This is a genomic window from Grimontia hollisae CIP 101886, from assembly GCF_000176515.1.
GTDB classification, from domain to species: domain Bacteria; phylum Pseudomonadota; class Gammaproteobacteria; order Enterobacterales; family Vibrionaceae; genus Enterovibrio; species Enterovibrio hollisae.
On sequence record NZ_ADAQ01000013.1, the window covers coordinates 146,302 to 172,367 of the forward strand.

The 26,066-nt window shown below is 47.8% G+C and carries 20 protein-coding genes and 1 pseudogene; 10 read left to right on the forward strand and 11 right to left on the reverse strand.

Features of this window, described 5'->3' with window-relative positions; translation table 11 throughout:
- Window positions 1-71: 71 nt before the first annotated feature.
- A complete protein-coding gene (locus VHA_RS13690; RefSeq protein WP_040529012.1) occupies window positions 72-1,280 on the forward strand; it encodes an MFS transporter in 1,209 nt (402 codons plus the stop codon).
- A gap of 154 nt (window positions 1,281-1,434) precedes the next feature.
- Here the strand turns inward: VHA_RS13690 and VHA_RS13695 are convergent, their stop codons facing one another.
- Both VHA_RS13695 and VHA_RS13700 read right to left on the reverse strand, forming a co-directional pair.
- Window positions 1,435-3,417 carry a glycoside hydrolase family 127 protein gene (locus VHA_RS13695; RefSeq protein WP_005505280.1) on the reverse strand — a complete coding sequence of 661 codons (1,983 nt, stop codon included), beginning with the start codon at window positions 3,415-3,417 and terminating at the stop codon, window positions 1,435-1,437.
- A gap of 12 nt (window positions 3,418-3,429) precedes the next feature.
- Window positions 3,430-4,812: an MFS transporter gene (locus VHA_RS13700; protein ID WP_040529015.1), complete on the reverse strand. Its 1,383-nt coding sequence runs from the start codon at window positions 4,810-4,812 to the stop codon at window positions 3,430-3,432.
- Window positions 4,813-5,216: 404 nt separating this feature from the next.
- Between VHA_RS13700 and VHA_RS13705 the strand changes: the two genes are divergently transcribed.
- The 5 genes from VHA_RS13705 (at window position 5,217) to araC (ending at window position 11,105) form a co-directional block, all read left to right on the forward strand.
- The gene (locus tag VHA_RS13705; RefSeq protein WP_005505282.1) at window positions 5,217-6,893 is read left to right on the forward strand and encodes a ribulokinase; all 1,677 of its coding nucleotides are present in this window, start codon (window positions 5,217-5,219) and stop codon (window positions 6,891-6,893) included.
- A gap of 2 nt (window positions 6,894-6,895) precedes the next feature.
- Window positions 6,896-7,612, forward strand: coding sequence for an L-ribulose-5-phosphate 4-epimerase (locus VHA_RS13710; RefSeq protein WP_005505283.1), 717 nt, complete (start codon window positions 6,896-6,898; stop codon window positions 7,610-7,612).
- A gap of 62 nt (window positions 7,613-7,674) precedes the next feature.
- On the forward strand, window positions 7,675-9,177 hold the full coding sequence (gene araA / locus VHA_RS13715; protein WP_005505284.1) for an L-arabinose isomerase: 1,503 nt from the start codon (window positions 7,675-7,677) through the stop codon (window positions 9,175-9,177).
- A 205-nt stretch (window positions 9,178-9,382) separates the two neighbouring features.
- Complete coding sequence (locus VHA_RS13720) at window positions 9,383-10,207, forward strand: Cof-type HAD-IIB family hydrolase (RefSeq protein WP_005505285.1); 825 nt, start codon at window positions 9,383-9,385, stop codon at window positions 10,205-10,207.
- Between the two features lie 61 nt (window positions 10,208-10,268).
- Complete coding sequence (gene araC / locus VHA_RS13725; protein ID WP_005505286.1) at window positions 10,269-11,105, forward strand: arabinose operon transcriptional regulator AraC; 837 nt, start codon at window positions 10,269-10,271, stop codon at window positions 11,103-11,105.
- A 134-nt stretch (window positions 11,106-11,239) separates the two neighbouring features.
- Here araC and VHA_RS13730 read toward each other — a convergent pair.
- Window positions 11,240-11,527 (reverse strand): annotated as a pseudogene (locus VHA_RS13730) (family 43 glycosylhydrolase); the annotation flags it as partial.
- 394 nt (window positions 11,528-11,921) lie between these two features.
- On the opposite strand from VHA_RS13730, the gene VHA_RS13735 reads away from it, so the two are divergent.
- The gene (locus VHA_RS13735) at window positions 11,922-12,488 is read left to right on the forward strand and encodes a gamma-glutamylcyclotransferase family protein (RefSeq protein ID WP_040529017.1); all 567 of its coding nucleotides are present in this window, start codon (window positions 11,922-11,924) and stop codon (window positions 12,486-12,488) included.
- 83 nt (window positions 12,489-12,571) lie between these two features.
- On the opposite strand, the gene VHA_RS13740 is transcribed toward VHA_RS13735, so the two are convergent.
- Window positions 12,572-13,567, reverse strand: a complete 996-nt coding sequence (locus tag VHA_RS13740; protein WP_005505290.1) for an OmpA family protein — start codon at window positions 13,565-13,567, stop codon at window positions 12,572-12,574.
- Window positions 13,568-13,901: 334 nt separating this feature from the next.
- Window positions 13,902-14,591, reverse strand: coding sequence for a DUF2786 domain-containing protein (locus VHA_RS13745; RefSeq protein WP_005505291.1), 690 nt, complete (start codon window positions 14,589-14,591; stop codon window positions 13,902-13,904).
- 196 nt (window positions 14,592-14,787) lie between these two features.
- On the opposite strand from VHA_RS13745, the gene VHA_RS13750 reads away from it, so the two are divergent.
- On the forward strand, window positions 14,788-15,693 hold the full coding sequence (locus tag VHA_RS13750; RefSeq protein WP_005505293.1) for a DMT family transporter: 906 nt from the start codon (window positions 14,788-14,790) through the stop codon (window positions 15,691-15,693).
- Window positions 15,694-15,773: 80 nt separating this feature from the next.
- Entirely contained in the window at window positions 15,774-18,131 is a 2,358-nt protein-coding gene (locus VHA_RS13755) for a DNA polymerase II (protein WP_005505295.1), read from the forward strand.
- Window positions 18,132-18,198: 67 nt separating this feature from the next.
- Here the strand turns inward: VHA_RS13755 and VHA_RS13760 are convergent, their stop codons facing one another.
- A complete protein-coding gene (locus VHA_RS13760; protein WP_005505297.1) occupies window positions 18,199-18,510 on the reverse strand; it encodes a hypothetical protein in 312 nt (103 codons plus the stop codon).
- A gap of 325 nt (window positions 18,511-18,835) precedes the next feature.
- Here VHA_RS13760 and VHA_RS13765 point away from each other — a divergent pair, with 325 nt between their 5' ends.
- Window positions 18,836-19,102 (forward strand): DUF1289 domain-containing protein, encoded by a 267-nt coding sequence (locus VHA_RS13765; RefSeq protein WP_040529020.1) that lies wholly within the window; start codon window positions 18,836-18,838, stop codon window positions 19,100-19,102.
- Window positions 19,103-19,207: 105 nt separating this feature from the next.
- Here the strand turns inward: VHA_RS13765 and VHA_RS13770 are convergent, their stop codons facing one another.
- The 5 genes from VHA_RS13770 to VHA_RS13790 form a co-directional block, all read right to left on the reverse strand.
- Window positions 19,208-22,042 (reverse strand): FAD-binding and (Fe-S)-binding domain-containing protein, encoded by a 2,835-nt coding sequence (locus VHA_RS13770; RefSeq protein ID WP_005505307.1) that lies wholly within the window; start codon window positions 22,040-22,042, stop codon window positions 19,208-19,210.
- Window positions 22,043-22,044: 2 nt separating this feature from the next.
- Window positions 22,045-22,719: a LutC/YkgG family protein gene (locus VHA_RS13775; RefSeq protein WP_005505308.1), complete on the reverse strand. Its 675-nt coding sequence runs from the start codon at window positions 22,717-22,719 to the stop codon at window positions 22,045-22,047.
- Window positions 22,716-24,146 (reverse strand): LutB/LldF family L-lactate oxidation iron-sulfur protein, encoded by a 1,431-nt coding sequence (locus VHA_RS13780; protein WP_005505309.1) that lies wholly within the window; start codon window positions 24,144-24,146, stop codon window positions 22,716-22,718. Before VHA_RS13780 ends, VHA_RS13775 begins: the two co-directional genes overlap by 4 nt.
- On the reverse strand, window positions 24,143-24,913 hold the full coding sequence (locus VHA_RS13785) for a (Fe-S)-binding protein (protein ID WP_005505310.1): 771 nt from the start codon (window positions 24,911-24,913) through the stop codon (window positions 24,143-24,145). The genes VHA_RS13780 and VHA_RS13785 overlap by 4 nt, the downstream gene beginning before the upstream one ends.
- A 214-nt stretch (window positions 24,914-25,127) precedes the next feature.
- Entirely contained in the window at window positions 25,128-25,952 is an 825-nt protein-coding gene (locus VHA_RS13790; protein ID WP_005505311.1) for an HDOD domain-containing protein, read from the reverse strand.
- Window positions 25,953-26,066: the final 114 nt, after the last annotated feature.

Consider the following 26,066-nt stretch of genomic DNA (forward strand, 5'->3'; position numbering starts at 1 on the left):
GATTTGCATGTGTATTGTATTTGTATTTAAATCATATGTCACCCAATGTAAAAGATTGTTTGAGCGATGTTATGCGTACACCGTTATCGAAAAACCAAGAGAGGAAGGGGGTTAAAGCCTCAGCCACGGTGATCGCCAGTATTGCTGCGCTGATGGGATTAGGGCAGGGCGGATTATTGGTCTCTTTGCCCGTTTTAGTGTCAGAAACGCAACTGAGCCTGACTGTCTGGAGCATTGTGATAGCCACAGGGAGTGTGTTTTTCCTACCCGCCTCCCCTTATTGGGGGCGACAAAGTGACCTCAATGGCCCCAAACCGATTGTGTTACAGGCGTTGGTGGGGTTTGGCATGAGCTTCGGCTTGCTGTATGTCTTTATCCGTTTCACAAACACATCAAACCTTCCAGATGCCTGGGTGATAGCAGGATTAGTTACGGCCCGGATTGTGTATGGGCTGACTGTGGCGGGAATGGTGCCCGCGGCGCAGCATTGGGCGGTGTTGTTAAAAGGGGAAGAAAAACGTCTGGAAGCGATCACCACCATCAGTGCCGGGATGAGCACCGGACGGCTGCTTGGGCCGCTGCTTGCGATTGCATTATTAAACATCCATCCCTTAGCGCCACTTATCACGCTGACGATGTTGCCTTTTATTGGGTTGTTGATTGTAAAAAGCCTGCCAGATCCGGGAAGACAAACCCACACACAGACAAAACCGTCTGCGCCAGTTTTACCGCCTTGGCGAGCCGTTCCGTTTTTGTTTATCGCGATGCTTGGAAGCGCAGCCCTTGCGCTGATGCAATATACGCTTACCCCCATGTTGCAAGTGGCAACCGAGTGGTCAGTTTCTGATATTTCAAACGCAGTCGGGATGCTGTTGACAGTAAGTGCAGCGATAACGTTGACGACACAGATACTGGTGATAAAACGCCAACGCCTTTCAGCCCGCCGGATGCTAGTGGCTGGTGCCGTGTTGATGCTGTCTGGCTACACCTTGTTTCTTAGCCTGCATTGGCCAGTGCTGGTTCTGGCAGTGGGTCTGGTTGCTGCTGGTGGAGCGTTATTCGTACCCGCTTATGTCTCTGAAGCAACATCCCGCACGGTCGCCCAACAAGGCACAATGGCGGGGTATATTGCAATGTCCCATACCCTGGGGTATGGGCTGAGCGCGTTGCTGGTCATGAGCCTGGCTTTTGGGGTTGTTATCCCTATAGGAATAAATATTACCCTGAGCGGAATAATTCTCTTCGTTTCTGTAGTGTTGTACTTAAAGCCAAGACAATAATGTTTGTTTAAATGCCGCGTATATTGGGTGATATCTCCGGTGCTTATCCTCATACTAAGTGAATTTAAAGCCACCAGCGCAACTTTCCGTCTGCGCTGGCGGCTTTACTGATAGGCATTACTCCAGAGTGTCTTTTGGCGTTGATGTTAGCCAGTTATTTTTCGTTTATCCAAACTCGCATTTCACCTTCCCCTCGATTTGCCCACGCGTAGTACGGTATCAAGGTGATATCGCAGGTTTTCTCTTGCGGCGTGTATGGATATTGGTGATATAACGCTTGATGAGGCGCGTCTTGAATGACCACTTTAGATCCACTTGCTTTTAGCAATACGCTGCCGGCAAACAACCCTTCGCCATCAACTTCTTTTAGACCAGATTTGGCGTCAACCTTAATAGTGTGTAACGCTTCGCCGTTGTCTGCTTGTTCGATACAGTAAACGAAAGGCCCACGCTGCACGGCGACTTTACCAAAGTTGGCGCTTAGCAGAGGGTTCGCTTGGATAAAGAACGCTTCCATGGGTAGCGTCACTTCAATCTTATCACCGGTATTCCAAGTGTTGGTGATGTATAGATACCCACGTTTACTGTCGGCGTTGACGTCGATGGCTTTGCCATTTAACGTCGCGCTCATATTGGCGCACCAGCTTGGAATGCGCACCGCAATCGTACCGTTGACCTGATTGGCGTCTTTCACGTTTATCGACACTTTATCGCTTTGTGGGATATTGGCATCAATACTCAGCGTGATGGGTTGCTGGTTTAGCTCCAGTTTGGCTTCATTGGAGATAAACAGGTTCAACAGCGCCACATCTTCTTTGACGGTGAAAATGTACTGACCCAAAGACGCCAGTGTACGAGCGACGTTGGTTGGGCAGCATGAACAGCCAAACCATGCCTGACGTACCGGTTTGACGTGATCATACTTATGGTTTGCATGAATCACTTTCGGCGTGACTTCCAGTGGATTGACGTAGAAGAAGTGCTTTCCGTCTAACGCCATACCCGCAAGGATGGTGTTGTACAGCGCGCGTTCCATGATGTCGCCGTACTCGCCGTCGCTCTCGATTTGCAGCATACGGTTGGCAAACATCAGCAAACCTACCGATGCACAGGTCTCGGTATATGCGGTGTCGTTTGGTAAGTCATAGTCGGTAGTGAACGCTTCTCCGCGGCTTTGAGAACCAATCGCGCCAGTAATGTACATCTGTTTGTCGATGACGTTACGCCACAGGTCCTTACACCAACTGAACTTCTCTTGGTCTTTCGACAATCGCGCCAGATGCGCCACCCCCGCCAGTAAGTAAACGAAGCGAACTGCGTGGCCAATCGCCTCTTTTTGTTCGCTTAAATGCTTATGCGCTTGGCTGTAGGTTTTGTCTTTGATCATCCATGACGGACCGTGGTCGTTGTAATGATAACTACCATCACGTTTGGCTTGTTCTTGATCATAGAAATGCGGGTTTTGTTCTTTGCCGCGCTGCTCAATAAAGAAGTTTGCCAGATCAGAGTAACGTTGGTTGCCTGTCACTTCGTATAGACGCATCAACGCCAGTTCTATTTCTGGGTGACCTGGATAGCCTTGTATTTGGTCTTCTTCAGGACCAAAAGTGTCGGCTATATGGTCGGCAAACTTGCAAGAGATGTTAAGTAGCTTATCTTTGCCTGTCGCTTGATAGTAAGCCACTGCCGCCTCAAACAAATGCCCCGCGCAATACAACTCGTGGCATTCACACAGGTCTTTCCAGCGATTCTCTGGCTCTTTGATGGTGAAATACGTATTGAGGTAGCCGTTGTCGTCTTGCACGATAGCGAGTAAGTCGACGATGTCATCGATGGTTTTTTCCAACACTGGGTCTGGATGCTTAGCCAGAATGTACGCTGCGGACTCTAACCATTTGGTTACATCACTGTCTTGGAAAACCATGCCGTGGAATTCACCATCTTGCAGACCTGCCGCAATCGCGTAGTTGTCAATAGCATGGCTTGGCTCTGCACCTTCAATATTGTCATTCAGCGCATCCCATTGATATGGGATCACAACATCTTTCACCAGCTTTTGATAGTTGAGCCAAAAATCATCTTTTATATCAATATCTTGTAATGATATTTCAAGTGGTTTGATAGAAGTCATTTTCATGATTAAACCCAATTAAATAGGTGCTTGACCCGTTTCTAATTTTTTCATTGCTAAGCGGGAAAGCAGTTCTTTATCGACAAAGAAACGTTTCACTGTCAGAGCAAGGAGTAAATGCAGTACGCCTGGAATAACAGTTGAAAGTAATGAGATGCCTTGCAGCGAAAGCGGAGTTTGGTTTTCTGCTCCTGCAGAGTAAGACACTGCAACCAATACGCCGCTGATGATAAGTCCAGATAGCGCCCAGGCGAGTTTTATAAAGAAGAGGTTAAACGCGAAGTTCATGCCGGATGTCCTGACCCCAGTCTTTAATACGCCGTATTCGTCGGCAAACGCAACCATGGTGAAGTGTAGTGGAAGGGCAAAACCAAACACCACACAACAGATGAAGACCAGGCCAAGCCATAGGGTTGGATTGTCACCCGGTACAAAGTACACCACAAAGTGAGCCACAGCGAGGATCGCGTTAATAGCAAAGTAGATGTCTCGCACTTTAAAACGCTGGGTGAAGTAAGGAAGAATCAACGCGCCGATAATGCCGCCTAGTGTTGCCAGACCAAAGAACCAAGATACGTAAGATCCGCCTTCATTCAGTACGTAGGTAATGAAGTACATCGCTGCACCGCCTTTGGTGTTGAAGATGGTGATCAGCAGTAGCGACATGATGAATGTGAGGATTAACTGGTCGTTTTGACGGATGTTTTTCAGGTTCTTCTTCAGATCAAACTTGGTTGTTTTTGTTTTGATATATTCTTTGGTGTTGAAAAAGCAGAAAAGGATCATCAGCATTGCCGCAAATGCGAGGATACCGACACCGATTTGATAGCCCAATGCCTGGTCACCTTCGCCAAAATAAGTGACCAGGAAGGGGAGGCCAGCAGAGACAGCAAAACCCGCCACGCCTGAGATCGCAAAACGGTAAGACTGGCAAGAAATTACTTCCGCTGGGTTATCTGTGATGCGGGTGATCAGTGCGCAATAAGGCACGTTGTTGAGTGTGTAAAGCAGCGATAAGCCAAAGTAAGTGACAATGGCGTAGAACACTTTCCATCCGTAAGAAAGGTCAGGGACGGTAAAAGTCATAATACAGATAAGTGCGAGTGGTACCGCGGTCCATAAGATAAATGGGCGAAACTTGCCCTGTTTGGTTTCTGTTTTATCTGCAATTACGCCGACGATAGGATCGGTGATGGCGTCAAAAATGCGCAAGACGACGAAAATTGTTCCGACGATTGCCGGTGTTAAACCAAAAATGTCGGTATAGAAGAATGTGAGGAAATTAGAAATCAAGCCGGTGATGACCGTACCGCCAGCATCACCAAACCCGTACCCCATCCTTTCGCGGATCTTTAATCCATCTCTTTGTACTGGTGGAGATATCACCTGCACATTTTCCATAATTATTTACCTCTTGAATTTTTCACGTCGGAATGGCGTTAGTTTAGGAATGCGATCCTGAAATAAAGAGAACTTGATCACGCGATAAAACTGTAGCGATTTTATCCATTTATTTAGCGATTTTTTCCGAACAATGAATTTGGCAAAGCGTTTCTCTTAATTCATTGTTTTATAAAAATACTTGTTGATTTTCATACTTGTTTGGTTTGGCAACCGGTTATATGCCATCTGTTTTTTATATTTTTGTATCAGTGACGAACATTGGCTGAATCGATCGAAATGTCGCCCATCAGTGGATAGCGATATTGTCTATATATATAGCCAATACCTGAATGGTGCTCCCCACGCTGCTCCGATTAAATATGTGAAAACAAACATTCACTTTAAATGATTGGTAAGCAGTTATGAGTGTTGAGAAATATACGATTGGTCTGGATTTCGGCTCTGATTCTGTTCGTGCGTTATTGGTAAATACGGCGACAGGTCAGGAAGTGGCGTGCGGGGTTCAATACTATCCGCGTTGGATGGAAGGACGATATTGCCACGCAGCGATGTCTCAGTTCCGCCAACACCCTCGCGATTACATTGAAGCGATGACGGCCGTAGTCAAAGAAACGCTGGCACAAGTATCAGAACAAGTACGACAAAACGTTGTCGGGATCGGCGTCGATACTACAGGTTCAACACCTGCGCCAGTGGATAAAGACGGGAATGTTTTAGCGCTGTTGCCAGAATTTGAGCACAACCCAAACGCAATGTTTATTCTGTGGAAAGATCATACTTCAATTCAAAAAGCAGAACGCATCAACCAGCTCGCGCATAGCGGCGATTTCCCTGACTACACCCGTTATGTTGGCGGTATTTACTCCTCTGAATGGTTTTGGGCGAAAGCCGCGTGGATCGGTGAGCAAGACGCGAAAGTTGCTGAGCACGCTTACACTTGGGTTGAACTATGTGATTGGATTCCCGCATTACTTTCGGGCAACCAAGCACCGAATAAACTGCGCCGCGGTATTTGCGCGGCAGGGCATAAAGCGCTATGGCATGACGAATGGAACGGCCTGCCATCCCAAGCATTCCTATCGGCGATCTCTCCAACACTAGATGGTATCCGCGAACGTATGTTCGACCAAGTGTATACCTCTGACCAACAGGCGGGCGTGTTATCTACCGAATGGGCTGAGCGTTTGGGCTTACCCGAAGGCATCGCGGTTGCCATCGGTGAATTTGACTGTCACATGGGCGCGGTTGGCGCAGGGGCGGGCGAACACGATTTGGTGAAAGTGATCGGCACTTCTACTTGTGACATTTTGATGGTTGACCCAGAGCAACTGGGCGACAAAACCATCGAAGGGATTTGCGGCCAAGTGAAAGGCAGCGCGCTTCCTCAACTGGTGGCACTCGAAGCGGGTCAATCGGCGTTTGGTGACGTTTACGCCTGGTACAAACGCCTGTTGATGTGGCCAATTCAGCAATGGGTGACGAGTCACCCTGAAGATCAGCATCTGCTCGACAACCTCGATAATATTTTGATTCCAATGTTGACTGATGCAGCGACCGAACATCCACAAACCGAGTATTCACCACTGAGCTTGGATTGGCACAACGGTCGCAGAACACCGAATGCCAACCAGCGTTTAAAAGGCGTGGTGAGCGGACTGAACCTCGGTAGTTCAGCGCCGGATATTTTCTACAGCTTGGTTGAATCTACCGCGCACGGTGCAAAAGCGATCATGGATTGCATGACAACCCAAGGCGTTGACGTTAACCGAGTGTTGGCGATTGGCGGCATCGCACAGAAATCGCCTCTGGTGATGCAGACGTGTGCTGACGTGATGGGGCGTGATATCGCAGTGGTTGAATCAGATCAGTGTTGTGCGTTGGGCGCGGCTATCTTCGCGGCTGTTGCCGCGGGTGCACATGTCAGTGTCAGTGAAGCGCAGGCCGCGATGGCGAGCCCTATCCGCCATGTGTATACCCCAGTTCAATGCCGTGCCGATTTTTATCAAGGTCGCCATCAGGCGTATTCACAACTAGGTCAGCATATTGAAACCTTCACTGACCAACAGAAGGAAGATTAAGCATGCAAGACGTGATCTCAAATCCACAGCTACTTCCTGAACTCAGAGAGCAAGTTTGGCGCGCCAATATGGACCTGCAGGTTCATAAGTTGGTGACGTTTACCTGGGGGAATGTCTCTGGTATCGACCGCAAATCTGGCTTAGTGGTGATTAAGCCAAGCGGCGTTGCGTATGAAGATCTTTGCCCAGAAAACATGGTGGTTGTCGATCTGGATGGCACCGTGATTCAAGGCGCTCTAAAGCCGTCTTCGGATACTGCCACGCATCTGGCGTTGTACCGTGCGTTTCCTCAATTAAGTGGTGTGGTGCATACCCATTCGTCTTATGCAACCTCATGGGCGCAAGCAGGCGCGGCTATTCCAGCCTTTGGCACCACGCATGCGGACTATTTCTACGGACATATTCCGTGTACCCGCGCTTTGACTAAACAAGAGATTGAAAGCAACTACGAACTCAATACTGGCAAAGTGATCGTCGAGACAATCGGAGACGCTGACCCGATGGCGATTCCCGGAATCTTGGTTCGCGAGCACGCGCCATTTACTTGGGGGACCGACCCGCACAACGCCGTACATAACGCGGTAGTGGTGGAAGAGGTTGCCAAAATGGCGCTCCACACGATCAGCATCAACCCGAGTACCTTACCGATCCCACAGACCTTGTTGGATAAACACTACCTGCGCAAGCACGGTAAAGACGCGTACTACGGGCAAAAATAACGAACAATTGTCGCTTGGCTAATTGGCAAGGCACTATGCGACACAGAATAACAGAGGCACTTATGAAAGATTTAACAAACAAATCTGTATGGTTTATCACGGGTTCACAGCATCTTTACGGTCCTAAAGTACTGGAGCAAGTAGCAAAGAATAGCGAAGAAATCGTTGCAGGTTTTAACCTGAGTAACGATGTATGTGTGCCCATTGTGTGTAAAAAGACCGTAACATCGCCAGAGGAAATTCTTAATGTTTGCCAACAAGCGAACAATGACGAAAACTGTCTGGGTGTGGTGTTATGGATGCACACCTTCTCACCAGCAAAAATGTGGATTTCAGGTCTTAAGCAACTGAATAAACCGTTTGTTCATTTGCATACCCAGTTTAGCGAAGCGCTGCCTTGGGAAAGCATCGACATGAACTACATGAACCTCAACCAAAGTGCGCACGGTGACCGCGAATTTGGCTTTATTGGTACGCGTCTTGGTTTGGGTCGCCGCGTTATTGTTGGGCATTGGCAGAAACCTTCAGTACGCAAGCAGCTTGATCACTGGTGCCGTGCGGCGATTGGTTGGCATGAAAGTCATACTTTGCGTGTTGCACGCTTTGGCGACAACATGCGTCAAGTCGCGGTCACCGAAGGTAACAAAGTCAGTGCACAAATTGAATTCGGCTTTGAAGTGCATGCTTATGGCTTAGGTGAACTGGCTGAAGTCGTTAACCAAGTGGAAGACAGTGCGATCAACGCTCTGCTGGAAGAGTACCGCGCCACGTATCGCATCGCGCCTGAGATTTTTGAAACGCCAGAACAGTTGGACATTCTTAAGAACGAAGCGCGTCTTGAACTCGGTATGGAAACTTTCCTGCAAGAACGCGGCTGCATGGCGTTTGTGAACACGTTTGAAAACCTGACGGGGTTGACTAATCTGCCCGGTTTGGCGACGCAACGCTTAATGGAAAAAGGCTACGGCTACGGTGGTGAAGGCGACTGGAAAACAGCGGCGCTGACACGCATTATCAAAACCATGGGTCAAGGCTTACCGGGTGGCACGTCTTTTATGGAAGATTACACTTATAACCTTACTGGAGAAGGGCAAGTGCTGGGCGCGCACATGCTGGAAGTCTGTCCGACGATTGCCGCGGGCAAGCCATCGATTGAGATTCATCGTCACACTATTGGTAAAACTGACGACGTGGCACGTGCGATCTTCAGTGCTAAAGCGGGACCTGCATTGGTGGCGACCTTGATTGACTTGGGTAACCGCTACCGCTTGTTGGTGAATGAAATTAATACCGTGACACCGCCATCAGAGCTACCGAATTTGCCAGTGGCTCACGCGCTTTGGGAACCGCAACCAAACCTTGAAGTGTCTGCGGCAGCATGGATTCATGCGGGTGGTGCGCACCACAGCGTATACACGCAAAACGTGACCTTAGATATGTTGGAAGACTTTGCTGAATTTGCAGGTATCGAACTGGTTGTGATTGACAAGAATACCACCATTCGTGACTTCAAAACGGAGCTGAAACACAACAGTCTGTTCTACCGTTTTAATACTGGTATCTAACAACACGCAAACGCCTATTTGGTTGACAGGGTCAGTTAAATAGGCGTTTTTTCCTATCGTAGAACAACCAATTCCCGTGTTTCATTCTGTCTTTCCCAATGAATTGAACGATTCCCTTCCCCTCTCGCTTTCGTTACCTGTTTCGTTCTTGTGTAGAATAATCGAGTAAAATTGGGTCTTCATGCGGATGCCAAAAGGAGTAATTATGTCATACCAAGTGCTTGCACTAGACCTTGACGGAACCACGCTCAAGGATGACCACACACTTAACCCTTGGGTCATCGAGTGTGTGCAGCAAATATCGAAAAAGTATCATGTGCTGGTGGTGACTGGGCGTCATCATACAGCGGCTAAACCTTATTACGAAGAACTTGGTATTGATACACCAATCATTTGTTGTAATGGCGTTTATCGCTACAACTATGCATCGGATACGGTTGAAACCAGCATGCCGATCCCTAAATCTCTGGCGAAAGAGTTCTTGAACGTAGCCAATCAGCACGCATTGAGGATGGTGATGTATACCGAATCTGGCATGGCGTACTTACAGCAGAATCCTATGCCTTATATGATCCCGCTACAACGATGGGCAATGCGTTACCCAATTGAAAAGCGGCCAAATATTTACCAAATCGAAGATTTCCGCCACGAACTGGAGTTAGCGACTGAGGTTTGGAAGTTTGTGGTTCAGGGAAACGACGATAACTTTCACTCATTTATGCAGGAACCTATGATTTTAGAGCACTTTTCTGGTTCAATATCCGGCGAAAATCGGGTGGATTTGGCGATGAAAGGCCACAGTAAAGGTCAGGCATTGAAAGACTATCTCGCTACACGCCAACTTGATATCGAACAAGCGGTTGCGGTCGGTGACAACTATAATGATATATCCATGCTGAGCATGGCAGGCTGTGGAGTGGCGATGTTGCACGCTGATGATGATGTTAAGCGTCATGCCGATAGAATCACCACGACTGACAACCACGGCGAAGGGTTATCACAATTACTCAGACAACTCTTCCCACTTTGATTTATTTTTTGCGCCGCCCGGTTTTAGCGGCGCTTGTTAATGCTGTCATACAGAAGAGAGAATGCAAAACGATCCATTGAAACCTGGATATGACTTCAATGCTCATTTGGTTGCGGGCTTAACGCCGATCTCAAAAGGCAACGATCTAGACTTTGTGATAGACCGCCCGAATGGGATGAAGGGTTTTATTATCAACCTGACGGTTAAAGGGCAGGGCACTGTGTTCCACGGTGAGGATTCCTTTACAGTCAATGAAGGCGATTTATTGCTCTTTCCTACCGGCGTTTCGCACTATTACCACCGCTCAGAAGAGGCGGAAGATTGGTACCATCGTTGGATCTATTTCCGCCCCCGTGCTTACTGGATCAATCGTCTTAAGTGGGAAAACTGCATCAACGGCGTTTTCATCACAAAAGGTGTGCACATTGACGATCAGGAAAAGCTCGAGCTGTTGTTTAAGCAGATAGAGGTACTGAGCAAACAAGATGAACCTTACAGCGATGAGCTGACGCTCAATTTGTTAGAGCAGTTGTTGCTTCGATGCAAAATGAACCAGCCCAACCTGATTAAAAAGCGCGTTGATCCGCGAATCACTGATGTTTTGAACTACATGGCCAAGCACCTCAACGAAGATTTCAGCAATGAAAAATTGGCGGAGCTGGTCTGTCTGTCGCCATCTCGTTTAGGGCATTTGTTCCGGGATGAAGTTGGCATGACGATTACCCAATGGCGTGATGATCAACGAATCAGCCGTGCTAAGCAGTTACTGGTAACGTCGAACTACTCCATTAACCAAATATCTCGTTTGATTGGGTATTCAGACCCTCTCTACTTTTCGCGTGTGTTCAAGAATAAAGCGGGTTTAAGTCCGAAGCTCTTTCGTGAGAAAGTGATGTAAGCACTCGCTGGACACGATTACGTAAAAAGATCGGGCTTGATAGCGGCTTTAATCGGGTAGGGTGATGCTGTTAGGCATAGAGACACCTTTCAAAAACTCAGTACCTGCAAATCGCAGGTACTGAGATCACAGGGTTAAATCGCTTCGCCGAAGATAGGAAAACCGTCTTTCCATGTAAGACGTTTGATACGAGTATGACGGTTAGGGTCCCAAAGCGGGTCGCCCTCAATGTCAGTGTAATCACGCGCGTGATACACCAGCAGGTCATTGCCTTCTTCATCGACGGTAAAACTGTTGTGACCAGGCCCGTACACTTTTTTCTCCCAGTTGGTTTTAAACACGGGCTCTTTGGCTTTCACCCAGCTTTTCGGGTCGAGTAAATTACTGTTTTCATCCGCGTACAGCAGTCCCATACAGTAGTTTTCGTCGGTCGCTTCTCAAGGACAGGTAATTTATATTTGTACATAGGGACTAATCCTTTGTTCTCACGATGGCGCAGATACTACTTAGGGATTAGTGGGCTTGACTGTTATCACTCTCATAGATAAATGGAGATAGCCATTCTGTGCATACCTTCAGCCAATTTGTTTATATGGGTGGTTGATTTTTGTTCAGGATATATAAATAAAAATCCCAGAGTGACACAAAGAAATCCAACAAGGGTAAAGAAGATACAACGGGTCTTGGAAGTGACCGCGATGAACATGACATCCGGCCCTGAACGATCACAACTTTCAATGGAGCAAGGTTGACAGTAGCACGTTTTGTTTGGATTAATCGCAAGGGTATGAAGCCAGAGATTTCAGTTAATTTACTATGTATATATTCGGATACGGAAGTTTGATTAATGACGCATCACGGCGTTTAACTGGTGAAACGGGGAGGGCTGTACCTGCTGTGGTTTCCGGTTTGCAAAGGCATTGGGGGCACACAGGCTCACCGGTGATGTCCCACTTGGTTGTCAGGGAAGGGGAAGGACAGTGCAATGGAGTATTGATCCACATTGAAGATGATGCGTTGGAGGTTTTTGATATCCGCGAAGCTGGTTATCAGCGTGTGCCGCTGGATTCAAAACGCATTCAGGTGCTTGAAGATGGGTTTGTGGTTGAAGGGCCGGTTTACGTCTATGTAACCGATGAGGTGGTCGCGCCTTGCTACACGCATCCGATAGCCCAAAGCTATGTCGACACGGTTTTGGCTGGGTGCCTGAGATATTCTGCTGATTTTGCAGAGTGCTTTATTTCATCGACATTAGGTTGGCACTTTCCGCGTATTGACGACAGACGCCAGCCGGTTTACCAGCGTGTAGCGGGTATTGAGGACAGTGATCGTGTTCTGATTGACAATATGCTGCAGTGCTGTCCCAGACCCTTCAAACGATAATAGTGCTCTCAGATCAGCAGGTTTTCTTGCCTGAAACAAAAAGCCACGCAACCGCGTGGCTTTGTTCATGAATTCAGGGCTGATTACTCTTCGTAAACAAACTCTGGAGATTCAATTTCAACGCGGCGATTTTTTGCACGACCTTCTTTGGTCTTGTTAGATGCAATTGGGCTGGTTTCGCCTTTACCAATAATAGTCAGTCGCTCAGCACTAATGCCATTTGAGATGAAGTAGTTAGCCACAGATTGAGCACGCTGTTCAGACAGTTTTTGGTTGAACGCTTCTGAGCCTACGCTATCGGTGTGACCAATAATAGTTGCTGTTGCCTCATCAAAGTTTTGCAGACGTTTGAGCATTGGTCCCAGCTGTTGCGATGCGTTTGGAGACAGTTCTGCCTTGCCAAATGCGAACAGTTCAACGTTGTCCGCTTCAGAGAATACGTACTTCTTCTGCTCTTCAATGACTTCTTCAACCATCACCACTTTTTCAACGACTCTTGGTCTTGGCTTTGGCTTAGCTTGACGACCCAAGTGGAAGGTAACACCCGCGGTGATCAAGTGATTGTCAGCATTAAAGTACTCTTTGTTCATGTCCGGGATGTATTGGTATTCAAGGCGAACATTGACCAGATCATTTGCACGGTGGTCAACCCCCAGTGCTGCCATAACGGAATAATCATCTACATCACCCGTTCCGGCTTTGCTGCTCCAGTCCCACCATGCAACACCGAGCTTACCGTAGATATCGGTAAGCTCTGTTACACTGACATTGAACTTAGGTGCCAGTGTCAGGGCGGTCAGATCGCCAGCACCCGCGTTGGCACCTTGGAATGCGGTATTAAAGCGTCCCAAATAATCATAGGTAGATTCGATAGAAAATTTATTACCGAGATCGTAACCAAGAATCAAACCACCGGCAACGTCGTCATTGTCGCCACAATTACCAGTCGTACAGGCATCATTCAGCGTTGAAACACCGAGACGACCACCCAAGTAGAAATTAGCATCATTTTGGGCGAATACATTTGCCGTTGGACTTAAGGCCACCATGAGTCCAAGGCTTGTCACTGCTTTTTTCATTTTGCTTTCTCCATTCCTTCTAGATAGAGAGGGTTTGGAAGGTAGACTTAGGTATTTCTCAATGAGTCACCATCCTTGAGTTTGCTTTTCGCAAATCTTCTCAATCACCAACAAAAGTGATGATTTAATAAGCTAGGCTAGGTATTGATGCCTTGCAATACAATAGAGAAACGGAAAAATCAGGCTTTTTTAATACAACAGTGTTCGAAAAAATGTGCTTTTAAGGTAGGGTTTAATAAAGTCAATACGTTATATGATGGCGATTATAAATATGCGCAACATTTCTAAATATAGAACAGGTATTCTCAAAAATAAAAAAGCGTAAAAAAAGCGCCTAACAAAGGCGCTTTACTTCTTGAGCTCCGGATACCGGGCGACTGACGGAAATTTGTTTCCCCTTTCGCATTCCTTTTTCATAGTCGTCGGTAATATGTTTCATTGCTTCTTTTAATTGTTGTTTGAAGGTTTCGCGGTCGATGTTTTCAAATTGCTTGTCAATATAATCTTTAATTTTCTTATCGACATCGCCATCAGGTGCAATATTTGGCAATTTGGCTAAGGCACCTTCAAGCCATCCCATCGTGAAAGACTGAACCCTGCGTCCCAGCTCTGCTTGAGGCGTGCCAGTCCCCTGAAAGCTATTACGGAATTGACCAATGTGTTCATTCATTTCTCGGTATACAATATCAAATGCAAAAGCTGCGAAAATAGCACGATCGGCATCGCCAATAAATTCGGCCTTTTTCAAGCCTTTATAATTTGTCAGTACGCATTCAACACCAAACCGCGTATTAATACCACGAATGATTTTTAGAATAGCATCACTGATGGAAGAGGGTAGCAAGGTGTCAGACGTGGTTTTACCCATGCTAATGAAATCAATGTCGTCTTGGTCAAGTCCATATTTTTTCATTAACCGCTGGGCCATTTTAATGGCTTGTGCAGCTTCATTGATGTTAGCGGAGTTGCTCAACTCGAGACACTTGGCAATTTTTTTGAGGGCTTTGCGTTTTGCTTCAGACATTCACGTCACCACTGAAAAAACTGGAGCGGTATTTTACCCTCTATGCCACGTTTTACCAAATTTAAAAAATTGTCTGGTTACGTAAACGGAAAAAGTTCGATAAAACGCAAACGAAAACAGATTTTTTCAATGTTATGAAAGCACTTTAGCAAAGAAGCGGTCAGATTAGGCATGTAAAAAAACAAGGAAGATGATAATGGCACGCTTGACAAAGGTAAACCCCAAAAATGTATTGATGGCAGTGATTGCAATGGTTTTTTTTGCTGCTAATTCAATCCTTTGTCGGATGGCGTTGGCTGAAGGAGATATCGATCCCGCCTCATTTACGTCAATCAGGCTGGTGTCGGGGGCTGTGGTGTTGTTTGTGTTAGCGGGGTTGGCTCATAAACGTGAGGGTGAACACAATGCATGTTCACTCCTTCGTCAGCCTACAGAGCATTGGTTGGCTGCCGCAATGTTGTTTCTGTATGCCGCAACGTTTTCTTTTGCCTATCTCTATCTGGATACTGGTATGGGCGCTCTCATCCTCTTTGCTTTCGTACAGTTGACGATGTTTGCCTACAGCCACTACAAAGAAGGGGGAGCCAGTGGCGTGGAATATATCGGTGCGTTAGTGGCTATTGCTGGTTTGGGCTACATGGTGTCTCCAGGCATGAATGCCCCGGATGTATGGGGAGCAGGATTGATGGCAATTTCAGGCATAGCCTGGGGGATTTACAGCGTATTAGGTAAAGAGATGAAGGTTCCTCAACTGCCTGCAAACTGTATCAATTTCCGGTTGAGTATTTTCTTTGTTGTGCCGTTTTTTCTGTTGAACATCCCAATGAACAGCATTACGTCGGAGGGTATTTGGTTGGCGGTAGCATCTGGTGCAGGGGCATCAGCCATTGGTTACGCAATCTGGTATGGCGTGGTTCAACGCTTTAAAGCGACGCAAGCGGGGGTGATGCAGTTGTCAGTGCCTATTATCGCTGCGCTAGGGGGATATATGCTGATGGATGAAACATTGACGTTGCGAATGGTGATCTCTGCAACAGTCATCTTGTCAGGGATTGTCGTGACATTTCTTGGCAAACAAATCAAACAGTCATCTCCTGTTTGAATTTAAAGAACCTGATAGTAACGCGCTTCTGTTGAGGGTTGGGGTATACTGCCAGTGAGATTGCTATTACTGAGGCTAACTTGCAGTATCAAGATGGTTTTTTAATCAGTCGCCACAGCCGTGACCTTGGCGAACAGACTGAGCTGACACTCTGGGTTTTAACTGACCAAGGGCCCGCTAAACTGATCATTACCGGTGAAAAGCCGGTGTTTTTTGTGGCAGCCCCGCAGGTCAATCAGGCGAAAGCGGTACTCAATGCCGCAGGGGTTGGTTTCACCTGTCGTGAACTCACATTAAAAGATTTTTCTCTTCATTCTGTCTCCGGTTTTTATTTCAACACCATTCAGTCTGCTAACCGGGCCAGTCGCCTGTTGCAAATGCAAGAGATAGATCCGCTTGAATCCGATGTGCGTCTGGCTGATCGCTATCTAATGGAACGGTTTATTTGTGGTGGATTGACGTTTGCCGGGCGAGCAATAGCCAAACGGGGGTATACAGAGTACCGGGATGTAAAAACCAAGGCATCAGATTATTCCACATCACTATCCCGGGTGTCGCTGGATATTGAGTGCTCAGAAAAAGGTGTGCTGTACTCGATTGGTCTGGATAGCAATATGGACAGCCGCGTCATTATGGTGGGACCAACACCTGAAAATGCAAATGACATGCCCTGGATACAGTGGGTTGATTCAGAGCTGAATTTGCTGAATGCGCTCAATGACTGGTTTAAGCGTTTTGATCCGGATGTGATAGTTGGCTGGAGTGTTGTGGATTTTGACTTCCGCTTGTTGGTGAAACGTGCTGCCTTCCACAAGCTGGATTTAAGGCTTGGCAGAGGCGCGGAAAAAGTCCACTGGCGTGATTCCTCCAACAGTCGGCAAGGATTTATCACGCTACCCGGGCGAGTAGTCATAGACGGCATTGATGCGCTGAAAACCGCAACATACAGTTTCCGATCGTGGTCATTGGAATCTGTTTCCAGGGAGATGTTTGGTGAAGGGAAGGCCATCGACAACCCGTATGATCGGATGGACGCCATCAACCGGATGTTTCGTGAAGACAAACTGGCGCTGGCGAAATACAACCTGCAGGACTGTGTGCTGGTTAACCGTATTTTTGAACATACCCACTTGATGGAGTTCTTGATCCAGCGAAGCCGCCTGACTGGCATAGAACTTGACCGTATTGGCGGATCAGTGGCGGCGTTTACCAATCTCTATATGCCCCGGCTTCACCGGGCGGGTTATGTTGCCCCAACGCTGGCTAGCGAAAACTGGATTGCCAGCCCCGGTGGCTATGTGATGGACAGCAAACCGGGGCTCTATAATTCGGTATTGGTGCTGGATTTCAAATCCCTGTATCCATCGATCATCCGCACCTTCCTGATTGACCCGCTTGGACTCATTGAAGGGTTACAGAATAAAGAGGAAAGTGTTCCAGGGTTTCGTGGTGGCGTGTTCCATCGTGAGAAGCATTTCCTGCCAGCTTTGATAGAAAACCTCTGGAAAGCACGTGATGAAGCCAAACAACAAGGAGAAAAGGCGTTTTCACAGGCGATTAAAATCATCATGAACTCGTTTTACGGTGTTCTGGGCTCATCGGGGTGCCGGTTTTTTGATCATAGGCTGGCGTCATCCATTACCATGCGTGGCCATGAAATCATGAAAACCACCCGTGAATTGATAGAAGCGAAAGGGCATGAGGTGATTTATGGCGACACGGATTCGACCTTTGTTTCGTTAGGCCGCCAATACACCAATGAAGAAGCGGATGAAGTTGGCAATGCATTGGTGGCACACATTAACGCATGGTGGATTAACCATCTTAAAACGCAGTACGATATTGAATCGGCGCTGGAAATTGAATATGAAACCCATTACCAGAAATTCCTGATGCCAACAATCCGGGGGCAGGACACTGGCAGTAAAAAACGGTATGCCGGTTTGGTTGATAAAGACGGTGAGCGCCGCATTGTTTACAAAGGATTGGAAACGGTCCGTACCGACTGGACACCGCTGGCGCAGTCGTTCCAACAAACCTTGTACCAGAAAGTGTTTGATGGGGAAGACGTTGACGATTACGTTCGCAATACGGTAGAAGATACGTTACGTGGTAACAACAATGCTAAATTGGTTTACCGAAAAAGACTGCGCCGCAAACTCTCTGATTACGAAAAAAATGTACCACCACATGTGAAAGCTGCACGTAAAGCCGATGAAGTCAATAAACGGCTGGGGCGTGCATTGCAATATCAACACGGGGGTTGGATAGAATATGTTATCACGGTAAATGGGCCTGAACCGCTTGAGGCACTGGAAAGCCCGTATGACTACCAACATTATGTCGACAAACAACTAAAACCCATTGCCGATGGGATATTGCCTTTTATTGGTAAACATTTTGATGATTTGGCGATGCCTCAGTTAGGATTGTTCTAACTTTGGGATACCAGAGGATCAGAAGCCGGGACCCCGGCTTCTTTTCATTGTTGTATGCGCTTCAGACTTAGAAAAAGTCCACACTGGAAATGAATGGACGTGATGCGACAACCGGATCGAAACAAACCGCACCACGGTTGGGGGTGCAGACTTTAAAAACATCACCACAGTCAAAAATAGCCAGAATCACTTCATCGTCAGCACCAAAGCAATCTGGCAGCTTGTCACCCACTTTGGCAACCACTTCCTGACCTTCGTGCTCCCACGTCAGGGTTTCAATGCGTGTATCGTTAACAGGAGCATCGATATGTTTGGCGATGGCCTGATAGATTGACTCGGCTTGCTCTTGGGACTCTGCGGACGGAACAAAAAACGACATAACTTCCTCCAAATTGAACAAATCTTCCTTGCGCCTTATCTTTGCAGGTATTTACCAGCCCTAATTTTTAAAACGTTTTGAGCATGCAATCGGTTTTAACATAGTGCTCTGTACTACAAAAAGGCGATAACCCAAAAGGTTATCTGGTCAACTTAGCAAATTTTGGCAACTAAACGCAATGTGATTTTTACTCACTGAGTTGAACAGACCCTAACTAATCTTGATTTTTGAGAACAGAATATCAATGGGTTAGGCGCGAAATTTGCTTTTCATGAAAAAACTCGCTTGAATGAAAACACAGACAACGACTGATATTGGAGGGCCTATGGAACAGCTTGATTTCTTTACCGTGCCCAGCCCGTGTATTGGTGTCTGTCAGGCAAATAACAAAGGGTATTGCAAAGGCTGTTTCAGGAGCAGGGATGAGCGATTTCATTGGAATGATTTGACCAGTGCGCAAAGGCGGAATGTGATCCGTTTGTGTAAACAGCGTTATGCCCGGTTGCTGCGTGCCAAATTAGTCAAAGACGCAGAAAGTCAAACAGAGCCGGTGAATCCACAACAGTCGCTTTTCGGTGACGATGAAGAGTAATCATTCCTAAAAGATCAACGGACTCTATACTCAACAGAAGCTATAGCCCTTTAACCGGCTTGGCGAGTAAAGGGCAAGTTAAGACGTATAAACCTTGGTATATATCTAAGACGTCCGCGGTTGTGATGCTTCGTCTAACAGGTACAAAATACTGCGGTAAGGGATCCCGCTATGGTGCGTCAATCCGATTTCACAGGTTCTGCTGTTACTGAATCCCCGGGTGCAGTTTTGAGGGATCTGCGCTTTGAGTGGTGATAGGGCAGACTCATTGAGCTCAGGAGTGAAGAACCCTTTGTCACCGGCAAAACCACAACATTCGATGTGTTCTGGGATAATCACTTCTTTTGCGCAAGCTTGTGCTGCTTTCAGCAGCGTATCGGACAACCCCATGCGTTTTGAGCTACAGGTGATATGCAGCATGACGGGCTCGTCAATAGGCGTGATGTCGAGCTCTGACAGCAAATGCTCAGTGATAAACCCGGCAGGTTCCTGAATCACCATCGATTTTTCAAACTGCTCTTTACTGAGTTTGGTGCAAGGGCTGGTGTCCATCAATACAGGCAGTTTGCCATGTTCACTGGCATGCCAGAGTGCTGCTTCGAGTTCTGTACTTTTGCTCTTGGCGACGCTCTTCATGCCTTTACTGTCAAAAGGCATACCACAGCATAACCCATTGAGCATATTTGGAATAATGACTTGATAACCGGCTCGATCAAGAAGTGACATTGTCACTTCTGTCAGGCTTCTTTCCTCGTCGCTGCCAACTTCATTGCCCATGTTCCTGCTGGCGCAAGAGGGGAAGTAAACCACTTTCTTTTCTTTCGCTACGGCAGAGCTTTCAAGTTTACTCTTGTTAGCCGTCGGAAAGCTTTCATGCCAGGCAGGGGTTTTCCCTTTCGTCAATGTGCGCAATCCGTTAATGGACTTACCGAGAACGTTTTCCCCCAGCGTTTTTTGCATCACCTTATTGGTCGTCAGGCTGGCGCGGGTGAGTGCCGTGACAGTGGAGAAGTGATCGGCAGTCCAGCGGGCGATAGGCTCAAACCGTTGGTATTTGTCGATACGGATCTGTTTGATTAAATCGCCGGTATTAATGCCAACAGGACAGCGCTCTGCGCATAGGCCAGTTGCCGCGCAGGTATCAACACCAAGGTAATCAAACGCCTTTTTCAGTTCGTGATACCTGTCATCAATTCCTTCGCGCTCCAGACGGCTGAGTTCGCGGTAGATAACAATGCGCTGGCGTGGCGACAGGGACAGAGCTCGTGAAGGGCATACTGCCTCACAAAAACCACATTCAATGCAGCGATCCACCAGATCATCTGCCTTGGGCATAGGCTTGAGGTTGGTGACGTGCGCATCGGGGTCGTCATTAATGATGACGCCGGGATTCAGCAGGCCTCTTGGGTCAAAAAGGGCCTTGATACGTTGCATCAGCGCGTAAGCATCGGATCCCCATTCAAGCTCAACATAAGGGGCCATATTGCGGCCTGTACCATGCTCGGCTTTCAGTGAGCCACCGTATTTAACGGCGACTAGCTGGGCGACAGCATCCATAAACTTGCCGTAACGCTCTACCTCTGCGTCATTGTCAAAACCCTGCGGAAAGACGAAGTGCAGGTTTCCTTCAAGGGCGTGGCCGAAAATGATCGCGTCCTGATACTGGTATTCAGTAAACAGGGTTTGCAATTCGCGGACACCTGCTGCCAGTTGCTCGACCGGAAAGGCGACATCTTCAATGATCACGGTTGTGCCCGCTTCACGCACTGCGCCGACGGCAGGGAACATGCCTTTACGAATTCCCCACAGCGTGGCAATTGTCGCGGCGTCTGAGGTGAAAGCCACCTGATGGGGAATATCATACTCGGCAACAGCGGAAAGAACGGTATCGCATTGACGGGTCAGTGTCTCTTCATCACTGGCGCGGGATTCCACCAGCAATGCACAGTGCTCCAATGTCAGCTCAGAGAGAAACGCTGGCATGCCTGGTTTATCCGCAACAGAACGGAGTGCCCGCCCGTCCATCATTTCGACGGCAGAAACCGGTGTTTTGGCAATCGCGGTTACCGCGTTGGAGGCCGATTCAATATCGCTGAACACCAGCAATGCGGAGGCTTTATTTGGATGTTCCACCACGGTGTTGTAGGTGATTTCTGCAATAAAACCCAGCGTGCCTTCTGAACCCACCATCAGGTGGGTCAGGACATCAATTGGATCATCGAAGTCAATCAAAGCATTCAGGGCGTAGCCTGTAGTGTTTTTCAACCGGTATTTGTGGGCGATGCGTGCCCGGAGAGCTTCATTGGCTTTCACATCGTCACAAAGCGACTGAATGCCTTCGATAAGCGCATGGTGGGTATTTTTGAACGCAGCGACGGAGGCTTCATCTGCAGTATCGAGCTGAGTACCGTCGTGAAAAACAACTTTCATCGATGCCACGGTTTTGTAAGTGTTCTGGGCAGTGCCACAACACATACCGCTGGCATTATTCGCGGCGATGCCACCGATTTTGCAACTGTTTATTGATGCCGGGTCCGGGCCTATCTTGCGGTTGAAAGGAGCAAGATAGCGGTTGGCATCAGCACCTATCACACCGGGTTGAAGGCGGATTTTTTTCCCTTCATCAAGGATGTCGTGATGTCGCCAATTGTCGGTCAGGGTGATCAGGACTGAGTCGGATAATGCCTGACCGGAAAGGCTGGTTCCCGCTGCTCGGAATGTGAAAGGCACGTTCAGTTCGCCACAGGCTTGGATGATGTAAACAACATCATCCAAATCATCAGCCTGAACCACAATTTTCGGAATAAGACGGTAGAAACTGGCATCCGTGCCGTAAGCAAGAAGGCGGGTTTCATCGCGGATAAGGCGCTCTTCCGGTATGGTTTGGTTTAGCGTCTCAAACAGCGTGTCATAAATTGAATCAGCCAACGTCTGGCTCATGGTTACTCCTCAACCAAAAACAGGATCAGGCGCTTGGGTCCGTGTGCGCCATAAGCAAGTGTCTGTTGAATATCCGCCGTTTTAGACGGCCCGGAAATCAGTACCAGATTCGTGGGAGGCTGGGTATTCCAACTGGCTTCTGTCCAGAAGGGCGATGTCATTAACTCGCTAAAATTCGAGACAATGTCAGATTCTTTTAGAATCGCGATGTGCACCGGCGGAACCAGCGATAGTGCGCGTGGTTCGTTTTCACCCGTGACGATAGCCAGTGTGCCGGTGTCTGCTATCGCACCTTTAATCACATTGATGCTGGCATCCACCTCTTCAAACAGTGTCGTTTTAAATGTTTCAATCGGCTTTTCATAGCGTATGACTGTCGTATCAGGGCAGTTTGCTGACACTGAATCGGCCCAGGGGCAGTGTTTGGCGAAAATCACGCGCTGAAGATCATTGTCTTTCAGACACTGCGCCAGCGATGAATCCAGATCGGCAGCATTAACCTGGTGAATTTCCGTGTGGCTTGCTTTCATGCAATCCACGAACCTTTCCACACGTTCACTCAGCTCACTGGATTGCCAGGCTTGCCATTCAGGCAGTGCGTCTGTTTTTACTTGTCTTGGTGCGGCGTTCAATTTGGCGAAAATCGCGGCACGTGCCTGTTGGCTTTGTGACTTCATGATTGACCTCCATTACGCTTTGCCAGCTTAGCTTTCAGGGACGTTTCGGCGAGTTTGGGTTTCACGCGACACTGCGTCCAGTTACCAAGGTGTTTCGGGATCAGGCCATTCATTTTTCTGGCAGCATTGAGCCCAGAGTGATAAAGCGAAGGATGGGTGGCCGCATAAGCAAAGCCTTTCATCGCCGCTTTCTCCAGTGTGGTACTGGCAGCATTCTGGCCTTTTAAAGCAGGTTGGTTTGGCTGTGGCGCGTTTTTTGATTCCTGACGCAGACGCTGGAGCAGCGACGGAATAGGAATACGGACCGGGCAAACCTCTTCACAGGCACCACACAGGCTGGAAGCGGTAATCAGATCTTTGGTGCTGTCTACGCCCATCAGGTGGGGCGAGATGATTTTGCCAATTGGACCTGGGTAAACAGTACCATAGGCATGGCCACCAATACGGGTATACACAGGGCAGTGGTTCATGCAGGCTCCACAGCGAATACACTGAAGCGTTTTGCGAAGTTCTTCATCGTGGTAAGCCTGTGTTCGGCCGTTATCCAGCAGGATCAGGTGCACTTCTTCAGGACCATCCAGCTCACCGTCTTTACGTGGACTGCTGATCATATTGAAGTAGGTTGAGATATTCTGGCCTGTTGCTGAACGGGTCAGTGCGCTATAAAGCGGCGGCACATCCGAAAGGAACTCAACCACTTTTTCGATGCCGGTAATCGCAATGTGAACCTTGGGAATAGTGGTGCACATTCTGCCATTACCTTCGTTTTCGACAAGGCAAAGTGTGCCGGTTTCTGCCACGGCAAAGTTAACCCCTGAAACGCCAATTTCCGCTTCCTGATAGGCTTGTCGCAATGCGTTTCGCCCTGTCAGGATCAGTTGGTCCACATCTGTGGTGGGTTGGAAATCTTTCAGGTTGTGGGTAAAGGTATCAGAAACCTGCTGTTTGTTTTTGTGGATGGCAGGCATGATGATATGGGAAGGGGTATCACCGTCCAACTGGACAATATACTCGCCCATGTCACTTTCCAGACAGCGGACGCCTTGCTTTTCCATGTGGTGGTTGAGGCCAATCTCTTCACTCACCATGGATTTGCCTTTTACCATCAATGACGCCTGGTGCTTTTGTGCCAGTTCAGAAAAAATGGCATTTGCTTCGTCAGCATCCAGCGCCCAGTGAACATGGATACCGTTGCGGGTTAACTGAGTTTCCAGTTTTTCAAGCAGCTCGGGCAGCTTACTCAGACAGCGCTGGCGAATGGCTTCTGCACGATCACGAACCGCTTTTTCCTCATCGCTGTCTGGAAATGCATCGCGGCGTTTGCCACGAAGGTAATCCATCGCACCGCGAAAATTCTGGCGAAGCTCGATATCACCAAGGGCTTGCTTGGCTTGCTGATGAAATTGCTCAGGGTTGTTATGGCTCATTGTTCACCTCCCTGTACGGTACGTTCTGCCAGGAAACGGGCAATGTGTTTGCCCTTAAAGGTTTGCCCCTGATACTCGAGCGCACCATTGATGTTTAACATACAGCCCCAATCCGCACTGACAAACTCTACTGCGCCGGTATTTCTCAGGTTACTGGATTTGTCTTCCACCATGGCTTCACTGATATTGGGGTGACGAACGGAAAATGTGCCACCAAACCCGCAACACTCTTCGGTATAGGCGGGATGTTTCACGTCTACATTTTCCAGTTGCCCAAGCAGATGATCGGTATAGATATGGACGTTCATTTCACGCCGCGCAGCACAAGAGGTATGAACAGCCACTGTGGTGGGTTCGCCACTGTCTTTAAATTGTGCGCGACAGACATTGGTCAGGAACTCGGTCAGTTCAAAGACACGGCTGGAAAACGCTTTTGCGGTTTGCTCGAGCGCATGCCCTTCAAACAAACGGGGGTAGTGGTGGACCATCATTCCGCCACAGGAACCGGAAAGGATCACGACAGGAATGTTTTCCGGAAACAGGGACATTTGGTGTTGAGCGACTTCCCGGGCTTCTTCGGTATAACCGGATGTGTAGGCAGGTTGCCCACAACAGGTTTGTTTAGGAACAAATTCAACCTGTATGCCCTGGTGCTCAAGCAAAGTAATGGCATCGAGGCCGGTGTCAGGATCAAACGCATCGACCAGACAGGTGGCGTAGAGATAAACCTTTTTCGGTTTAGCAGGATAAACTCGAGGTTGTTGCATGTGCCTTCCTCGCAACATTGCTTTCAGATAATGTAGTAAATCGATTTGTCACCGATTATTTTTTATTAGGTTTTCAGAATATGCTTGTCTTATCTTTCAATAAATAGCATTAAATGAATTGATTGTTTCCAAAATCGATATAAATAATGGTATGACAGAAACAAAAAACGCCATGCATAGGCATAGGCGTTTTTTTCGTGATGATTGTTGAAAATCAGAGCAGGGAATCAGCCATATTCCGGCCAACATCGCGCATTTCATCAATCGATTCAATGATCGTTTCACTCAAGCCAAGCATGCTGTATTCCAATTGGTGATTTAACCATGTTACTTTGGCTTCACCGTCTGCCAGGGTATCCCAGTTTTCATCAATTTTTGCACAGAAATTAATGATGGCAGCCAGTTGTGAGAAATTGTCACCCCGGACGGAGCCATACTGATGAGCGATGGCATCCGCCAGAGTGTCTGCAAACTTCCAGCTTCTCGCGAGCTCACCGCCGAGTTCTGCATTATCGGTGTTGAGAACGATTTGCTGCGCTTCCTGCTTTGTTTTGCCAGCATCCATGTGTAGTTCCACTTTCTGGGCTTTGTCAGGGTATACCGTATAGATAAGCAGATCACCGATGTTATGGAGCATACCTGCTGTGAAGGCTTCGTTCTGATCCGTTTTCAGTTCTTTGGCGACCGTTTTGCATAATGTCGCGACTTCGAATGTGGTTCCCCAAAACGCAGTGAGATCTAACCCCTCGATTTTTGGGAAGGTACTCATCAGCGCAGATGCTGTCACCAGCGTGCGGATAGGTCCGAGTCCGAGCCGGATCACTGCTTCATCAACAGAAGCAACACTCCGTCCTCTTCCGAAATGGGCAGAGTTGGACAGGCGAAGTACGCGGGCACTGATCACCTGATCTAATGCGATTTTTTCGGAGATTTTATTCATGTCCGAATTTTCGCTGTTGACTAAATCCAAAAGTTCTTTCACAACTTTGGGAATTTTGGGGAGCCTATCGATATGAGAGAGAAGTGCTTCAGTAGCCATATTTAACTCCAGCGCGCTATTGATAAGTTAAATATAGAACAAAGTATAAAAGATGGGATTAAATATTATCTATAAGACATTGACGGCACAAAGAAACCCGGGCGTAGCCAGGGT

Excerpts from the sequence above, each read along its gene's own strand:
- VHA_RS13775 (WP_005505308.1), bottom strand. The coding sequence starts at position 22,719 with ATGAAGTCACAAAGCCAACAGGCACGTGCCGCGATTTTCGCCAAATTG.
- VHA_RS13695 (WP_005505280.1), bottom strand. The coding sequence starts at position 3,417 with ATGAAAATGACTTCTATCAAACCACTTGAAATATCATTACAAGATATT.
- VHA_RS13735 (WP_040529017.1), top strand. The coding sequence starts at position 11,922 with ATGTATATATTCGGATACGGAAGTTTGATTAATGACGCATCACGGCGT.
- VHA_RS13785 (WP_005505310.1), bottom strand. The coding sequence starts at position 24,913 with ATGCAACAACCTCGAGTTTATCCTGCTAAACCGAAAAAGGTTTATCTC.
- VHA_RS13745 (WP_005505291.1), bottom strand. The coding sequence starts at position 14,591 with ATGTCTGAAGCAAAACGCAAAGCCCTCAAAAAAATTGCCAAGTGTCTC.
- VHA_RS13705 (WP_005505282.1), top strand. The coding sequence starts at position 5,217 with ATGAGTGTTGAGAAATATACGATTGGTCTGGATTTCGGCTCTGATTCT.
- araA (WP_005505284.1), top strand. The coding sequence starts at position 7,675 with ATGAAAGATTTAACAAACAAATCTGTATGGTTTATCACGGGTTCACAG.
- VHA_RS13720 (WP_005505285.1), top strand. The coding sequence starts at position 9,383 with ATGTCATACCAAGTGCTTGCACTAGACCTTGACGGAACCACGCTCAAG.
- VHA_RS13700 (WP_040529015.1), bottom strand. The coding sequence starts at position 4,812 with ATGGAAAATGTGCAGGTGATATCTCCACCAGTACAAAGAGATGGATTA.
- VHA_RS13690 (WP_040529012.1), top strand. The coding sequence starts at position 72 with ATGCGTACACCGTTATCGAAAAACCAAGAGAGGAAGGGGGTTAAAGCC.
- VHA_RS13710 (WP_005505283.1), top strand. The coding sequence starts at position 6,896 with ATGCAAGACGTGATCTCAAATCCACAGCTACTTCCTGAACTCAGAGAG.
- VHA_RS13750 (WP_005505293.1), top strand. The coding sequence starts at position 14,788 with ATGGCACGCTTGACAAAGGTAAACCCCAAAAATGTATTGATGGCAGTG.
- araC (WP_005505286.1), top strand. The coding sequence starts at position 10,269 with ATGCAAAACGATCCATTGAAACCTGGATATGACTTCAATGCTCATTTG.
- VHA_RS13765 (WP_040529020.1), top strand. The coding sequence starts at position 18,836 with ATGGAACAGCTTGATTTCTTTACCGTGCCCAGCCCGTGTATTGGTGTC.
- VHA_RS13770 (WP_005505307.1), bottom strand. The coding sequence starts at position 22,042 with ATGAGCCAGACGTTGGCTGATTCAATTTATGACACGCTGTTTGAGACG.
- VHA_RS13790 (WP_005505311.1), bottom strand. The coding sequence starts at position 25,952 with ATGGCTACTGAAGCACTTCTCTCTCATATCGATAGGCTCCCCAAAATT.
- VHA_RS13740 (WP_005505290.1), bottom strand. The coding sequence starts at position 13,567 with ATGAAAAAAGCAGTGACAAGCCTTGGACTCATGGTGGCCTTAAGTCCA.
- VHA_RS13760 (WP_005505297.1), bottom strand. The coding sequence starts at position 18,510 with ATGTCGTTTTTTGTTCCGTCCGCAGAGTCCCAAGAGCAAGCCGAGTCA.
- VHA_RS13780 (WP_005505309.1), bottom strand. The coding sequence starts at position 24,146 with ATGAGCCATAACAACCCTGAGCAATTTCATCAGCAAGCCAAGCAAGCC.